The sequence below is a fragment of the Virgibacillus dokdonensis genome (assembly GCF_900166595.1).
In the GTDB taxonomy this organism is placed as follows: Bacteria; Bacillota; Bacilli; order Bacillales; family Amphibacillaceae; genus Virgibacillus; species Virgibacillus dokdonensis.
The window spans coordinates 1,733,909-1,750,943 of record NZ_LT745763.1 but is presented as its reverse complement, the minus strand read 5'-3'; the positions used below and the strand labels follow the sequence as shown (position 1 = coordinate 1,750,943).

The following is a 17,035-nucleotide window of genomic DNA, read 5'->3' as shown; positions in this document are numbered from 1 at the left end:
CCGCTCACATCTTCCAATCTTGAAGTAGGAGTCTTACAGCACCTTTATCCGCGATAAGTCATAGAGTTCGATTATATTTAGCCTTAGAAAAACTTGGCTTATCGCCAAATCTTATGGCAAAAGCCTTTGTTTTTCTTATATTATAAACCAAAAAATCTCATACTTTTCTATAGCGTAAAAAAACTTTTATACCTTTGGTTAATGAAAAATGAGGTGCCAATACTAGCTTTTAAGGAAGCTACAGGCACCCTTACCTCTATAACGAAAAGAGCATCATTTGTTTTTCTTTTGTGGAATGTACAGTAATTGACCTTGCGTAACTTCATAATCATCATCCAATTGATTTTGTTTAATTAATTGTAGTGCAGAAACTTGATACCTTTCCGCAATGGAATCGATCGAATCTTCTTCCTGTACGAAACATAACCTCATGCTAGTATAACTATTTTCAGCTTTATTACTAAAAATATCTGCTAAGTAGGTGACATCCTGGATCTCATCATTGATGTGTCGATCACCACTCGTCTGATTAATTTCCGGCGAGACGGATAACGCTTCTTGATCATTCTCATCATTATTTTGCTTCATCTTCATCTCATTAAAATTGTTAGGTTCTTCCGTAACTTCAGCTTCTGCAGCTTTTCTCCCTTGGTCATCGCCGTTTAAATTATTTTGCTCTTCATTCGTTTCAACTTCTCTTTCTTGTTCATAATCTGTTACATTGCTTTTTTCTTCAGTGACTCGTTCTTCACTTTCTTGAATTGTTTCATGAGTAGAGTCATAAACTACTTGTTCATATTGTTCTGTCCCCTCATCTTCACCCGATTCTTCTTCATGAACATCACTAGTATCCTCTTGTTTAGAATCAAAAAATTCCTTTAGCGTTTTCGTCTCTTTATACTTCCATCTCCCTACTTCATCAGTTTGCTCACCTTCCTTATCTAGATGTTCTGTTATTTTCTCTGGATTTTCATCAGATAGTATTGTTTCTTCTTGCTCTATTTCCTTTAATCTGCTTTTTTCATCTGACCTATCTTGCTCTGGTACCGTTAGAAATGGTAAAGATGGGTTCATCTCCTCATTTTCTGTTTTATAATCTTGCTCTGATTGTTTCATTTCAAACTGAAAATGATCAGCTTCTTGATCTCCTCGATTAGACTTATCTTCTTCGGGAGGTAGATAGTTAAACTGTTCTTGCGACTCTTTTTCTCGTGCATCAGTTATTTCTTCTTGTTGAATGCCATAGATTTCAATTGTTGAATAAAGTCGGAATAGGGTTGGATTGGGGATTTCATAATCAAATGTCTGAATATACACGCTTATATCGTTTAAGTTTGCAATGCGGTTTGCAGGTACAGAAATTTCTACTGGGAAGTGATGAGAAAATATAGATACCCCTTCTTCATCTTGCTCCACGACTTCAACATAGCGTTTAGAGCCCATCACATCTTCTTCTAAATTATCTTGAAAAACGGTGTGTCTGCTTTTTTCATACTCTCCTTTTAATTCAATAACTCCTCTGATTGAAATATAGTCGTGAAATGAATGAATAGAGATGTCTGGCTCCAATGAAACCCCTCTCATTTCATTTACTTCCTGTCCTTTTTCAAAATAGAGTGTTTCATTCAATTCAAACTGAAATACGGACGCTTCATTTGTCACGGCTCTCCTCCTCTCCACCATATAGTTCATATATGATGATATGCCTTATATTCAACTATATGAATATTTTCATTAGGATATTACAAACGGTAAAGTTGATTTCCATGAAGTTAAAAACAGCTTCTTTACTACGACTTTACTAAAAATGAACCTTTTTGCTTAAGCTAGCGAAGGAAATCCGGAGACTAAGATGGGAAAGCGTAGCGGAAGACCCTGCAAGAAAAAGAGAACCGCTTTTTTTCGAGGAGGCTGACTTTTGGGCCAATGGAAAGTTTTGCAGCGGTCACTATCTACATGACGCTTGTGCGTTTCCAAAATAAACGTTGTATGAAAAATCGTTTAAAGTGTACATAAATAAAGTGCTGGAAATTTGAGGTTATAACTATGTAGAAAAACTTGACTTCCGTAGTAGTTGCATGAGACTTTAAGAATAGCTAGGATCGTTTCAATTTGTGAGTTTTTTCATTTATTGCAAAAAAAGACCTCACTAGTGGCATGTATATCAAAAATCACATGCTATTAGTACTAATACTACTAGTAGAGGTCTTTAAATTATGTTCTATTCTCTGGCATAGGTTGATCGAAATAAATACACACCATAAAAAAGGCGTAACTTAGTAATAAGCTTCGTTACTCTATAGAAGCAAAAGCTGTGTCAATTGCTTTTATCGTATGTTCAATATCTTCGTCTGTATGCGCAGTTGATAAAAACAGGCCTTCAAATTGTGAAGGTGGAAGGAACACACCATTTTCAATCATAGAGCGATAATATTGAGAAAAATAGTCAAGATTAGCAGATTGAGCAGTTTCAAAATTAATTACTTTTTCATTAGTAAAAAAGACGCCAACCATTGAACCTGCTCGGTTAATATGCAATGGTATATGATGCTTATTGGAAGCCGCTGTAAACCCTTCTACCAATCGGTCCACTTTTTTATTTATCGCTTCATAAGATGATTCATCTAACGCTTTTAATGTCTCAAGCCCCGCGGTCATCGCTAGCGGGTTACCAGATAATGTACCAGCTTGATAGATGGATCCAGTTGGAGCAACTTTCTCAATAATCTCCCGTTTACCTCCATATGCACCAACTGGTAATCCGCCACCGATTACTTTCCCGAGACATGTCATATCGGGTGTCACTCCAAAATGACCTTGCGCACATTGGTAACCTACCCGAAAGCCAGTCATTACTTCATCAAAAATAAGCACGGTGCCGTTTTGTTCCGTAATTTCTCTTAATCCTTGTAAAAAACCTTCTATTGGTGGAACCACTCCCATATTGCCGCTAACAGGTTCAACAATAACTGCAGCAATATCATCACCATATGTCTCAAAAGCATAACGTACACTTTCTAAGTCATTATATGGAACCGTGATGGTATTTTGAGCAATCGTTTTAGGAACACCTGGACTATCAGGAAGTCCAAGTGTAGCCACACCTGACCCTGCTTTAATTAACAGTGAATCACCATGACCATGGTAGTTCCCTTCAAATTTTAGTATTTTATCTCTTCCTGTGTAGCCTCTTGCTACACGCAAAGCGCTCATTGTTGCTTCCGTACCTGAATTAACCATCCTAACCATTTCTATGGATGGAACGCGGTCAATAACTAGCTGTGCAAGCTCATTTTCTAATAATGTCGGCGCTCCAAAGCTGGTACCTTTTTCCGCTGTTTCCTTTAATTTTGTTACGACCCGTTCATCAGCATGTCCTAAAATGAGTGGACCCCAGCTTAAAACGTAATCAATGTATTCATGACCATCAATATCTCTTATTTTGGCTCCCTTACCAGATTCCATAAAAATTGGTGACATACCTACTGATTTAAATGCACGAACAGGTGAATTAACACCACCAGGCATTAAATCAACTGCTTCTTCATAAGCAGCTTTGGATTTATCAAAATTCATAACCAGACATCCTCCTATCTATTTTTTTCTACTAACCATTTTGCAACATCTTTTGCAAAATAAGTTATAATTAGATCTGCTCCAGCTCGTTTCATAGATAATAGTTTTTCCATAACCAGCGCCTGTTCATCAATCCAGCCATTTTGCGCTGCAGCTTTCACCATCGCATATTCGCCGCTTACATTATAGGCAACAATCGGCAAATCAAAGTTATTCTTCATTTCTCTCACAATATCTAAGTAGCTTAAAGCTGGTTTTACAATTAAAAAATCAGCACCTTCATGAACATCTGATTTCGCCTCACGAAGTGCTTCTAATCGATTCGCGGGGTCCATTTGGTATGTTTTTCGATCTCCAAATTGTGGTGTACTATCTGCTGCATCTCGGAATGGACCATAAAAAGAAGAAGCATATTTAACCGCGTAAGACATAATAGGAATTTGTGTAAAACCAGCTTGATCTAAAGCTTGACGAATAACTGCTACAAACCCATCCATCATGTTTGACGGTGCAATAATGTCAGCCCCTGCCTTTGCTTGGGAGACTGCTGTTTTAGCAAGTAACTCTAATGACGCATCATTATCTACATCATGGTCATGAATGACTCCACAATGTCCATGAGACGTATATTCACACAAACAAGTATCTGCAATTACGAGCATTGATGGTACTTTTGTTTTAATTTTTCGTGTAGCTTGTTGGACAATCCCTTCATCAATAAAAGCGCCCGTCCCTTGTTCATCTTTTTCATTTGGCACCCCAAACAAAATAACAGCTTGAATACCAAGTTCTTCTAGTTCATCTATTTCTTCCGTAAGTAAATCCAACGATAACTGGTATACTCCTGGCATAGAAGGAACCTGTTTTCTCACCTTTTCTCCTTCAACAATAAACATGGGATAGACAAGATCGGTTTTATGCAAATGTGTTTCTCTTACTAAGTCTCTCATACCAGCCGTACGTCTTAATCTACGGTGTCTGTCAAAAGTCGGTATGTTCGTCATTTTTTTTTCATCCTTTCTTTTCATCACGTCTTGCTTTATACAATCAATCATACCATTAATTGTAAAATCTTTTGCTGTTAAAACTTTAGAAAATCCTAATTCCTTCGCCCGTTGTTCTGTTGTCGTACCAATGCATACACATGGTGCGACGTTTCTGACCCCTATTAGATCGACAAATGACTCCACTGTAGACGGGCTTGTAAATGTAATATAATGAACCTTAGTATCCGTTATGGCGTATTGCAACAACGGTTTTGCTTTGACATTCTTATGGGTTTCATACACTTCAAGCATTGTAAAAGTTTTATTGCTTTGTTTAAAGCGCTCTGGCAACACATGTCTAGAGAGATTTCCTCTTACTAACAAAAAATGATCGTCGGTAGGATATTGACTTAAAAACTCCTCTGCCATCGTCTCAGCATCAAAAGAACTTGGGACAAAATCAGCAGAGCGACCTGTTATTTCTTTTAGCTTAAGATCCGTTTTATTTCCCACAACAGCAATTTTAGTTTGCACCACATTCTCTAAAGCGACAGCGTCGTGCTTTACGAACTGAAAAAAGCAGCTTACCCCATTCCCACTTGTGAAAAATATCCAATTACAATTTGACAATTGTTGTGCAAAATCCCCATTTATTGGACGTTTACAAGTAATATTAATAAGTGGGACTTGTATTGGTTCTCCGCCTAAATTAGTAATTTTATTCGCAAAATCTGTTGCTTTTTCTTGCTCGCGAGTGACTAAGATTCGCTTCCCATCTAACGGTAAGCTCATTACTCATTTAACTCCTCTTTTACCTTTTCAATAATTTCCTTAGCTCCTCGATTTTGTAATAACGTAGCTGCTTTCCTGCCAACTGCTTCTGGATCACTACCTTGTACCACTTCCTTTAAGACTGTTTTCCCATCAGGTGTGCCTACAAAAGCTGTCAGTACAATCGTTTCTCCTTGTAAATATGCATAGCCTCCGATTGGTACTTGACAGCCGCCTTCCAACAAATGCAAAAAGGTTCGTTCTGCTGTAACCGTTCGAGCGGTATCTTCATCATGAAGGGTTGCTAAGAGTTTTTTCAGTTCATCATCATCCGCCCGGCATTCAATAGCTAAAGCGCCTTGCCCAACTGCAGGAACACAAACGTCTGGCTCTAAGTACTCCGTAATTAATGTTTCACTTAAACCTACTCGCTTTAAACCAGAAACAGCCAACACAATCGCATCATAATCTTCTTCCTTTAATTTTCTTATCCTTGTTTCAATATTACCACGTATCCACTTTATAGTGACATCTGGTCTTACAGCTTGTATTTGCGCAGCTCTTCGTAAACTGCTCGTTCCTACAATTGCCCCGTTTGGCAAATCTTTTAAACGAATATTTCCTTTAGAAATAAACGCATCTCGATGGTCTTCACGCTCTGGAATAGTTGTTATAATCAACCCTTCTGGCATCGTAGACGGCATATCCTTCATACTATGTACAGCTAAATCAATTTCTTTGTTATACATAGCTTCCTCAATTTCCTTGATAAACAGACCTTTCCCACCTACTTTAGATAAAGTAACATCTAAAATACGATCCCCCTTTGTAACGATTTTCTTCACTTCAAAATCATTTTCAACCCCAGCTTGTTTTAATTGATTAATTACCCAATTGGTTTGTGTTAATGCAAGATTACTTTTTCGTGAACCAACAACTAATTTACGCAAGTTTATTCTCTCCCTATCTTTAAAAATGAAATTTCGATAACGTACTGAATAACAAGAAATTGACTAGCAACAATAGAAAAGCAACTGTATTATACATTGCAATCGTTCTCCCTTTATACTTTTTCCATAAACGGATGACTAAGTAAACGACGTAAATAGCCAATACAAAAAAAGAACCAATTGTCTTTAAATCTACCCAGTAAAATAGAGCATCAGATACATAAGCCCACACAATTCCTAGTATAATAGCGATTAATAGTAAAGGAACACCAATGGTTACTGTTTTAAATGCATAGCTATCCAATTGGTTCAAGTCAGCAAACCGCCACATCCACTTAAAACCTTTTTTTCGCTTCAATAATTTGTACTGAATTAAATACATAATGGATAATAAAAATGATAGTGTAAAAAATCCATAGGAAGTAATGGCAATCGTTATATGTGCAATAACTATTTCATGAACAAATTGGACGGCATGCTCCTGCCAATTTTTTTGCGCGTCCGTCAACAAAAAAAGCAATAGAATGAAGAAACTAAATACATTTGTGAAAAAAACAATAAAATTAACAGGAAATAGTTTATTCGCTAGTAATGATATCGTCACAAGAATCCACGAATAAAAAAATAGACTATCATTTAAGGTTACAACCGGAAAACTTTTTTCAATGATTATTACGTAGAATAAAAAAAAGGTTTGAATGATCCAAACCAAACTAAGCAACCAGAAGGCTATTCGATTTACCCTCCGGTTGTCTTGAACAAAATCAATAAAGTATCCGAACAGGCTTAACCCATAAATGATTAATATAAATTCATAAAGCCATTTTAATTCTACCATATGAGTATTCCTTTCATTATATGGTCGGCATCTTATTTAAAAGTGGGAAGGATACTTGTTTATTTTTCATTGCTTTATTTGTTTCATTTTTTTTTGCCTGCTTATCAAGCTCTGCTTGTACTTCTGCTTCGATACCGAATATGTCAATAAACAATTGAAGTGATTCCTTGGATCGGTCACCTACCGCCATTTCTTTTGCTTGTGTAATTGGCTCTTTTAGCAACTGATTGACGATACTTTTCGTATGTTTGTTAATGATCTTTTTCTCTCTTTCTGTGAGATCAGGCATTTTTCTTTCAATACTTTTCACTGTTTCCATTTGTATGGAAAGTGCTTTCTGCCGTAAAGCCGAAATAATCGGTACAACACCTAATGTCTTTAACCATTCTTTAAATGCAACAATTTCACTTTCAAACATCAGCTCAATTTGCTCTGCTGCTTCTTTTCTTGCTTCTAAATTTTCATCAACAATATGTTGCAGATCATCGATATCATACAAGAAAGTATTTTCTAATTCACTTACAGAAGGGTCAATGTCGCGCGGAACTGCAATGTCTACTAAAAATAAAGGGTTCCCCTTGCGCTCTTTTTGCACTGCTTCCATCAATTCTTTTGATAGGATGACAGATGTGGAACCGGTAGAAGTAATCAGAATATCAGCTTCTTGTAATACGATAGGTAACCTGTCGATTGTTTCAGCGCGTGCTGCAAACTTTTTAGCCAACGCATCTGCTTTTTCTTTTGTACGATTTACCACTGTAATGTCGTTCGCTCCGGAACCTTGTAAATTTTTAACAGCAAGTTCCCCCATTTTTCCCGCTCCTAGTATAACAACACGTTTTTTCTTTAAGTCGCCAAAAATTTTCTTTGCTAGCTCAACAGCTGCATAACTAACAGATACTGCTTGTTTACCAATTGCCGTATCTTTCTGTACACGCTTACCAAACGTAATAGCCTGTTTAAATAATTCATTCAACACAGTACCAGTTGTCCCCATTTTTTGCGCAGTTAAAAACGCCTGCTTCACTTGACCCAAGATTTGCGTTTCCCCTAATACCATAGAATCCAATCCTGTAATTACACGAAATAAATGCTCCATCGCTCCGTCATTTTCAGCAATTTGCAAAAATGAAGAAAAACTAGCTTTCTCCTCGTCGAACCAATCAGCTAAAAACTGCTTGATATAGTATCGCCCTGTATGCAACTGATCTACTACTGCAAAAATTTCTGTACGATTACAAGTGGAAACAATAACATTTTCTAAAATACTTTTTTGCCCATTCAAAGCGACCATGGCCTCGTGAACATGATCTTCCGAAAAGGCAAGCTTTTCCCTAATTTCTACAGGGGCTGTTTTATAATTAAAACCCACCTTTAAAATATGCACAACCATCTACCCCCAAATAAAATGAAACTTCCATAGCTGTTACAAAAATAGGTATTATCCGTATAGTTTGGACTAATTTTTTAATCAAGCATAACAGGATAAATGACCAATTAATAATAAATATAAAATAACATCATTTCTAAATACTATTATAACATGTATATTCCGTTACAATTTAATAAAATGTGAACATAATCTGAAACATTATGGTAGCATATAACGTATAAGCCATAGTGCATAACACGTCTGTACTTTATCACAACAAAAGTAAAGAAGCAAGCATTCGAACTACATATCAGAGGTGATTACTTGAAAAAACAAAACACGCTTACCGCGTATCTTCTTATCGGTATAGGTTTGTTTTTTTTACTTAAACAATTAAATATCCCTATCTTGAACAACTTTTATTCATGGCAAACAATAATCATTATAATTGGACTTGTTTTGTTAATCCATAGTTATATTACAAAAAATTACCAGAATTTGTTTAGCGGTACTATTTTGTTAGGATTAGGCATTCATTTTTACGGTCTAGCTTACTATTCTTTTTGGATTGATCATTGGGCTATGTATGTACTTATTGTAGGCGTCGCATTTATAGTTCGTTTTTTACAAACGAAAGAAGGTTTGATACCAGGAATATTGTTGACAGCTTTTTCTTTGGTCATGATGTTTTCAGTACAACTTCCTAGCTGGTTTAATTGGATCTATACAATTGTAGATGTAATGGAACGTTTTTGGCCTGTTTTGTTAATTATTTTTGGCTTGTTTTTATTAACGAAACGGAAATAAACATAGATAAATGATGAAATGGAAGGGCGCTCGTATAAAAAGAGCCCCCTTTACATCATTTATGAAAAATCACACCTCCATATATTGGCGGATCATGGACCATGCTTCTTCTTTTCCTTCACCCGTTTCAGCAGAAAAAGGTAATACCAGATCTCCTGCCTCCACTTGAAAAGCTTTTTCCGTTCGTTTTACATGCTGTGATCGTTTGTTTTTAGACACTTTATCCAATTTAGTCGCTATGATTAAAACCGGAAGTTCATAATACTTTAAAAAATCATACATCTGTAAATCATCAACAGTGGGCTCATGTCGGATATCTGTAATTAAAAGCACCGCTTTTAGCGAATGGCGCTTTTCAAAGTACTCTTCCATCATTTTGCCCCATTTTTGCCTTTCTTTTTTTGACACTTTTGCATAACCATAACCAGGGACATCAACAAAATAAAAGGCGTTGTTGATAAGATAAAAATTTAGCGTTTGTGTTTTTCCTGGTTTTGATGACGTTCGTGCTAAATTCTTGCGGTTAATTAACGTATTAATAAACGAAGACTTTCCCACATTCGATCGTCCTGCTAAAGCTATTTCTGGTAACTGATCATTTGGATATTGTTTTTCACTGACAGCACTTATTACAATTTCAGCTTTTGTTACTTTCATTTTGCTCCCCCACTAACGCATGTTGTAATACTTGATCCAGATGACGAACCGTGACGAATGTGATATCTTTTCTTACACTTTCAGGAATAGATTCAATATCTTTTTTATTGTCTTCTGGAATAATAACGGTAGAAATACCAGCACGATGTGCGCTTAGCGTTTTTTCCTTTAGACCACCAATCGGAAGTACACGACCTCTTAAGGTTATTTCTCCAGTCATTGCTACCTCTTTCTTTACGGGACGACCTGTCAATGAAGAAACTAAAGCAGTAGCCATCGTTATTCCTGCGGAGGGCCCGTCCTTTGGAGTGGCTCCCTCAGGCACATGAATATGAATATCACAATTCTCATGAAAAGATGGATCTATATTCAGTTCAGTTGCTCGAGAACGAATATAGCTGAAAGCAGCTTGCGCTGACTCTTGCATGACATCACCGAGTTTCCCTGTAAGGGTCAATTTCCCCTTTCCAGGGTAGTGGGAAACCTCGATAGATAATGTATCGCCTCCAACCGCTGTGTATGCTAGCCCAGTGGCAGTACCTACCTGGTTCTCTTTTTCTACTAAACCATAACGGTATAATGGTTTTCCAAGCATTTCCTCTAAACTTTTTTCAGTTACTATGACACGTTTCTTCTTTTTAGAAACAACAAGCTTAGCTGCTTTTCGGCATAAGGAAGCTAATTGCCTGTCAAGATTACGAACGCCTGCTTCTCTTGTATACATTCGAATTAATTTTCGAAGAGCCTCATCTCGTAATTGCAATTGTCCTTTTGTTAAACCATTTTCTTTCAATTGTTTAGGCAGTAAATGGCGCCTTGCAATATGCTGCTTTTCAATTTCTGTATATCCAGTAATAGAAATAATTTCCATTCGATCGAGCAAAGGTGCTGGGATGTTGTTTATGTAATTTGCAGTAGCGATGAACAGCACATTGGATAAATCGTACGTTTCTTCAATAAAATGATCACTAAATTGCGCGTTTTGTTCTGGATCAAGAACTTCTAATAAAGCGGAAGATGGGTCTCCGCGAAAGTCATGAGCCATTTTATCAATTTCATCTAATAAAAATACCGGGTTGTTCGTCTTTGCTTTTTTCATTCCTTGAATAATTCTTCCTGGCATAGCCCCAATATAAGTACGCCTGTGGCCTCGAATTTCGGCTTCATCACGGATCCCCCCTAAGGAAATACGGATGAAATTTCGATTTACAGCATGAGCGATCGACTTCGCTAAAGATGTTTTCCCCACTCCAGGTGGACCCGCCAAGCATAAAATAGGTCCTTTAATAGATGAAGTGAGTTTTTGTACAGCTAAATATTCTAAAATTCGCTCTTTTACCTTCTCCAGACCGTAATGTTCCCTATTTAAAATATTTTCTGCCAAGTCCACATCAATCCGATCTTCCGTCTTCTCATTCCAAGGTAACGCTAACAACCATTCTATGTAATTTCTAATTACTGAACTTTCCGCAGAGCTTTGAGGGATTTTTTCATAACGGTCTAATTCTTTAAGCGCTGCTGTTTGAATTCGCTCAGGCATGGTGGAAGCATGAATTTTTTCCCGCAATTCATCTACCTCACCTATTTTCCCGTCTTTTTCTCCCAACTCTTTTTGAATTGCCTTTAATTGTTCACGTAAATAATATTCTTTTTGTGTTTTCTCCATGGATGTTTTGACACGTTGACCGATCTTCTTTTCCAGGTCAAGCACCTTTTGTTCGTTGGATATGTATTGAATTAACATCTTTAGCCGTGCTTTAATTTCTTGCGTTTCCAATAGTGCTTGCTTTTCCTTTATTTTTAAAGACAAATGAGAGGTAATTATATCTGCTAATCGCCCAGGTTCATCTATATCAGCAACCGTCTCAAATGTTTCATGTGTGATTTTTTGCGAAAGTGTCGTATACTTCTCAAATTGGGTCAATAGTGAACGCATAAGCGCTTCTTGTTCATGCTGATCCGTTTCTATATCGGATAACTTTTGTACTTCTACAATAAATTCGTGCTCTTGTTCAACGTATCTTAATACTTCTGCTCGGTATACACCTTCAACTAAAACTCGCATCGTTCCATTCGGCAGTTTAATCATTTGCTTAACCATAGAAACCGTCCCAATAGAGTAGATGTCCTTTGGTTCCGGTTCTTTTAAACGGATTTTCTTTTGTGCTGCTAAAAATATGTATTCATTATCCATCATCGCTTTTTCAATAGCTGATATAGATTTTTCTCTTCCTACATCCAGATGTAAAACCATAGACGGGAAAACAAGCAATCCTCTTAATGGTAGGAGGGGAATTTGTTTTTTATCATTTGTCATCATATGTACCTCCATATATAGGTAGTGATGTATTTATACATTCTTAAATTCTATAGAAAAGTGGGTGGTTTGTAAATATTTTATAAAAATCATTTCCAATACATAGATGTTCTTTCCCGTACCGATTCTTAAAGTGTAAGGATATGATTTGGTTTGAAAACCTTGGAATAGCCGGGGGACGAACTTAAGTGCTGTTTTTTTCACAATTGGAAAAGGAAGGTCTGATGGCGGTTATATGTTTAAAAAATCTTTACCTACGCAAGCTGTAGTTTTTTCTAAGGCTATAGATCCACAATATGATACATTTCCTATAGTATAAAAAAAGAGACTGACTAGTTGTATAATAAACGTCCAAAAAAGTCAGCCTCTTTTACATATTGCTAATTTCATCTCTAGCAAGGAAGTTTGTCAAGATGCATAAGTTTATTCGTATCACTACTTTTACTTACCAACAACCAAAATCATAAAATCCTAGGTTTTGGTGCGCTTTAAGCACTTTCTTTAGGATGTTTTTTAGCTCCTTCTGTTACTGTCCCATCTCGGTATACGAGTTTTGGAACACCCTCTTCTTCTACAGTTCCTTTCGTAATAATACATTTTTCAATATCATCTCTAGACGGAAGTTCAAACATGACATCAAGTGTTATACCCTCAATAATGGAGCGTAACCCCCTAGCTCCCGTCTTACGTTCAATTGCCTTAGTAGCAATTTCTCTTAAGGCTTCCTCTTCAAATTCTAATTCAATATTATCCAACTCAAATAATTTTTCATATTGTTTCACTAAAGCGTTTTTTGGCTTCGTTAAAATTTCAACGAGCGCCTCTTCATCTAATGGCGTTAAACTACCTATAACTGGAATTCTACCAATAAACTCTGGAATAAGCCCATAACGTAATAAGTCTTCTGGTAAAACCTTTTCTAACAGCTCACCCATGTCTAAATCTTGCTGCTTTTCATTGGCTCCAAACCCAATTACTTTTTTACCAAGACGGCGTTTAATAACCTGATCAATTCCATCGAATGCCCCACCAACGATAAACAAAATATTCGTTGTATCAATTTGAATAAATTCCTGATGAGGGTGCTTTCTCCCACCTTGAGGAGGAACGCTAGCTACTGTTCCTTCTAATATTTTAAGTAAAGCCTGCTGCACTCCTTCTCCAGAGACATCTCGTGTAATAGAAGGATTTTCTGACTTACGAGCTACTTTGTCTATTTCATCAATGTAAATAATGCCTTTTTCTGCTTTTTCTACATCATAATCGGCTGTTTGAATAAGTTTCAGTAATATATTCTCTACATCCTCGCCAACATAGCCTGCTTCAGTAAGTGAAGTTGCATCAGCCATTGCGAAAGGTACATTAATTATTCGCGCCAAAGTTTGCGCTAACAATGTTTTCCCGCTACCAGTTGGACCAATCATAGCTATGTTACTTTTCGCTAGCTCTACATCGTCAGAAGAAGCTTTCGGTGTATTGATCCGCTTATAATGGTTATATACAGCAACAGATAAATTCTTTTTTGCCTTATCTTGACCAATAACATAATCGTCCAATATATCACATATTTCACGTGGCTTGGGTATTTCTTTTAATTCTGTTTCTTCTTCCGTGCCAAGTTCTTCTTCCACTATTTCCGTACACAATTCAATACATTCATCACATATATAAACGCCCGGTCCAGCCACTAATTTCCGAACTTGATCTTGGCCTTTACCACAGAACGAACATTTTAATTGTCCTTTTTCTTCATTGAATTTAAACACTTATTCTTCACCCCTAAAAGTTAAATCTCTTTCCTTGCAAATGGCTCTTTAGGTTTCAACTTATAGCCATCATATCAGATCAAAATTAAAATACAAAATGATATACTTTTTTTTAATGCTATTTTCATCATAATTACTAACACCGTCACATTTGGTTCGATACACTACTTGTTAGCATTCCCATCATTCACGCTTTTCATAATATTGTTTTCAGGTTAACTTCCTTTTAAGAAAGCTTTATATTTAAGTATATTATGTAACATTCTTTGTATTACTTTATAAGAGAATAATTAGAAAGTCGAATGAAAAGGACGGTGTAACTACAAAGTTTTTTCATGCTACTTCTATTGGATTTATGATCTTATATCTAGAAACACATTTCTTTCGCTCATCCCTGATCTAAGGTGCTGCAAGGCTTTCACTTCAAGCATTGGAAGTTATGAGCTTACCAAGTCCTAAATCCCCTCTTTCGTTTTCATATCCTTGAGCTACTAACCCCTCACGGATTGAAGTTTCACTTTATATGGAAAAAACAAGGTGTGATAGAATCACACCTTGTTTTGCATCATTCCCTGTTTTCTAAATAACTATACGTAAATAAGTTATACAGCTTTACTTTGTTCTACAAGGAAGTCAATTGCTTTACGCTTTTTCAAATCACTCTTTAATGCTTCTGCATTACCACCAAGCATTTGTCTAATCTGTTCTTTTTCAGCACCGTACATTTCTGCCATTTTATCAAGTTCTGCTTCAACATCTTCATCCGTTGCTTCCAATTCCTCTGTTTCAGCAATAGCGTCTAACGTAAGATTTGTTTTCACACGCTTCTTAGCATCTTCACGCATTTGCTCTTTTAAAGCATCCTTATCTTGTCCAGAGAATTGGGAGTACATCTCTAGCGTCATTCCTTGCATTTGCAGGCGCTGTTCAAATTCTTGTACCATTTGGTCTAGTTCTGATTCTACCATTGCATCAGGAATAGCAATTTCACTATTTTCGCTAGCTTTTTCAATCAATGTCTCCCGCTTTTTGTTATCAGCTTCTTCTGTTCTTTTCTCTATAAGTTGTTCTTTTTTCTTAGCTTTTAACTCTTCAAGCGTATCAACTTCATCGTCCAAATCTTTGGCAAACTCATCGTCAAGTTCTGGCAACTCTTTATATTTGACTTCATGAATCATCACTTTAAAGGTAGCTTCTTTTCCTGCAAGCTCCTCTGCATGGTAATCTTCAGGGAAAGTTACCGCAACTTCCACTTCTTCTCCAGGTTTTTTACCAATAAGCTGCTCTTCAAATCCAGGAATAAATTGACCAGAGCCGATTTCTAAAGAATGGTTTTCAGCTTTTCCACCATCAAATGCTTCTCCATCAACGAAACCTTCAAAATCGATAACAACTGTATCACCATTTTCTACTTCACCATCTTCTTTAACAACTAATTCAGCATGGTGCTCACGTTGGTGCTCCAAGTCATGCATAACATCTTCATCAGTTACCTCTACTTCTTCATCTTCTACTTCGAGGCCTTTATATTCACCAAGTTTAACCTCTGGCTTTACAGTTACCTTAGCAGTGAATACTAAAGGTTCGCCTTTATCAATGGATTCTATATCAATATCTGGTTGATCTACTGGTTCAATTTCAGCTTCAGCTACAGCTTGCATATATGCACTAGGCAATACAATGTCAACAGCGTCTTGGTAAAGTGCTTCTACACCAAAACGCTTTTCAAATAAACCACGTGGAATTTTACCTTTACGAAAACCTGGAATTTGTACATCCTTTTTGACTTTATTAAATGCTTGATCTAATGCTTTGTCAAACTCTTCAGCACTTACTTCAAATGTAAGTACACCTTCATTTCCTTCTTGCTTTTCCCATTTTACTGACATATAATTCCCTCCAAAATCTATTGTGTCCTTCATTTTTCAAACATTCATTTATTGTTTAAAAGACCGAGATTTACAACCATTACATTATAACATAATTGCTTTCCCTTTCAAGCATTTCGATATATTTCTAGTTATCCTCAATGATACTAGAATACAAGGCTTCGCAACGCTCAATATCTTCTATGTAATCATTCACATCTAATTGCTTTCCTGACTCACTCAAATTTATGTTTAAATAATTTGCACCAATTGCTTTTAAGGCTAGCGCGATATGTTCCGCTTCCTCTTTAACAGGGAGCATCGGGTATTTGACATACATGTAATGATATAACAATTTCACTAACAAATCATATAAAGTTGGGTTTTTTTGTTCAAGCTCATTTATGATCGAATTGATTCGTTTCACTGAAGCATGCTTCCCAATTGCTTCTATCTCTAAAGGGTGTACTTGTATGCTTCTTCCCCATTTTTTTATATCGACTAGCTGATTATAATCTATTTCTTGTAACCACATTAATATAGCTGTTTTTACAACAGGGTGTATGTCTTCTTTTACTAATAAGTGTAACATTTTACGATTTGGTTCGCTTTTAATTACACGTAATTTCTCTATAATTAACCATTGTTTTTGATAATCACGTGTAGTAATAGCGTCGTCCCATTCTTCCATAAACACAGATTGATGTTCTACTAACATGTCTGCTTTTAATTTACGACTCATTTCGTATAACTGATGAAATTGTTCTTTTAACACTTGTGGTACTTGATGGAATTTAAACTCTTCTTCCACCTGCTCCATTAACATCTCATATTGATTTGTTTGAAACAAAATGGTTAAATAAATATGTAAGTAATGGTAATAGTGTTTATCCTGTCGGTGTAACACATCTTCACAAATATCCTGAGCTTCCTTATGCCGATCTAATTCAATTAAACAGATTAGTTTTCCGCTTACAATCTCAAAACTATTGACTTGATAGCTTAATAATTCATTGAGCTTTTCTAATGCCTCTGCAAATCTTTTTTCTTTTAAGGCAAGTAAGCTCTCCTCCTCTAAAGCCGTTCTCCATTTCGGGAACAATATAATATTTTCTCGTTGCCCCATT

Annotated in this window: 12 protein-coding genes and 1 pseudogene; 1 reads left to right on the top strand and 12 read right to left on the bottom strand. The window is 36.3% G+C overall.

The genetic code is table 11. The features are described from left to right. Window positions 1-273: 273 nt before the first annotated feature. From B2C77_RS09645 to hemA, 7 genes and pseudogenes are all read right to left on the bottom strand, one after another. On the bottom strand, window positions 274-1,662 hold the full coding sequence (locus tag B2C77_RS09645; RefSeq protein WP_176087309.1) for a LysM peptidoglycan-binding domain-containing protein: 1,389 nt from the start codon (window positions 1,660-1,662) through the stop codon (window positions 274-276). 630 nt (window positions 1,663-2,292) lie between these two features. Next, window positions 2,293-3,576, bottom strand: coding sequence for a glutamate-1-semialdehyde 2,1-aminomutase (gene hemL, locus B2C77_RS09640; RefSeq protein WP_077703420.1), 1,284 nt, complete (start codon window positions 3,574-3,576; stop codon window positions 2,293-2,295). A 14-nt stretch (window positions 3,577-3,590) separates the two neighbouring features. Then, the gene (gene hemB / locus B2C77_RS22070) at window positions 3,591-4,580 is read right to left on the bottom strand and encodes a porphobilinogen synthase (RefSeq protein ID WP_101933825.1); all 990 of its coding nucleotides are present in this window, start codon (window positions 4,578-4,580) and stop codon (window positions 3,591-3,593) included. A 57-nt stretch (window positions 4,581-4,637) separates the two neighbouring features. After that, window positions 4,638-5,354, bottom strand: a pseudogene (locus B2C77_RS22065) (uroporphyrinogen-III synthase); the annotation flags it as partial. Beyond that, the gene (gene hemC, locus B2C77_RS09630; protein WP_077703418.1) at window positions 5,354-6,283 is read right to left on the bottom strand and encodes a hydroxymethylbilane synthase; all 930 of its coding nucleotides are present in this window, start codon (window positions 6,281-6,283) and stop codon (window positions 5,354-5,356) included. The gene hemC and the pseudogene B2C77_RS22065, both read right to left, overlap by 1 nt. A 19-nt stretch (window positions 6,284-6,302) precedes the next feature. Next, the gene (ccsA, locus tag B2C77_RS09625; RefSeq protein WP_077703417.1) at window positions 6,303-7,121 is read right to left on the bottom strand and encodes a cytochrome c biogenesis protein CcsA; all 819 of its coding nucleotides are present in this window, start codon (window positions 7,119-7,121) and stop codon (window positions 6,303-6,305) included. Window positions 7,122-7,137: 16 nt separating this feature from the next. Beyond that, window positions 7,138-8,508, bottom strand: a complete 1,371-nt coding sequence (hemA, locus tag B2C77_RS09620) for a glutamyl-tRNA reductase (RefSeq protein ID WP_077706878.1) — start codon at window positions 8,506-8,508, stop codon at window positions 7,138-7,140. 309 nt (window positions 8,509-8,817) lie between these two features. Here hemA and B2C77_RS09615 point away from each other — a divergent pair, with 309 nt between their 5' ends. Beyond that, complete coding sequence (locus B2C77_RS09615) at window positions 8,818-9,300, top strand: LiaI-LiaF-like domain-containing protein (protein ID WP_073004695.1); 483 nt, start codon at window positions 8,818-8,820, stop codon at window positions 9,298-9,300. Between the two features lie 69 nt (window positions 9,301-9,369). On the opposite strand, the gene yihA is transcribed toward B2C77_RS09615, so the two are convergent. From yihA to B2C77_RS09590, 5 genes are all read right to left on the bottom strand, one after another. Then, window positions 9,370-9,957 (bottom strand): ribosome biogenesis GTP-binding protein YihA/YsxC, encoded by a 588-nt coding sequence (yihA, locus tag B2C77_RS09610; protein WP_077703416.1) that lies wholly within the window; start codon window positions 9,955-9,957, stop codon window positions 9,370-9,372. Next, window positions 9,938-12,274, bottom strand: coding sequence for an endopeptidase La (gene lon, locus B2C77_RS09605; protein ID WP_077703415.1), 2,337 nt, complete (start codon window positions 12,272-12,274; stop codon window positions 9,938-9,940). The genes yihA and lon overlap by 20 nt, the downstream gene beginning before the upstream one ends. A 488-nt stretch (window positions 12,275-12,762) precedes the next feature. Continuing rightward, window positions 12,763-14,040: an ATP-dependent protease ATP-binding subunit ClpX gene (gene clpX / locus B2C77_RS09600; protein ID WP_077703414.1), complete on the bottom strand. Its 1,278-nt coding sequence runs from the start codon at window positions 14,038-14,040 to the stop codon at window positions 12,763-12,765. A gap of 602 nt (window positions 14,041-14,642) precedes the next feature. After that, entirely contained in the window at window positions 14,643-15,929 is a 1,287-nt protein-coding gene (tig, locus tag B2C77_RS09595; RefSeq protein ID WP_077703413.1) for a trigger factor, read from the bottom strand. Between the two features lie 127 nt (window positions 15,930-16,056). Continuing rightward, complete coding sequence (locus B2C77_RS09590; protein WP_077703412.1) at window positions 16,057-17,034, bottom strand: tetratricopeptide repeat protein; 978 nt, start codon at window positions 17,032-17,034, stop codon at window positions 16,057-16,059. Window position 17,035: the final 1 nt, after the last annotated feature.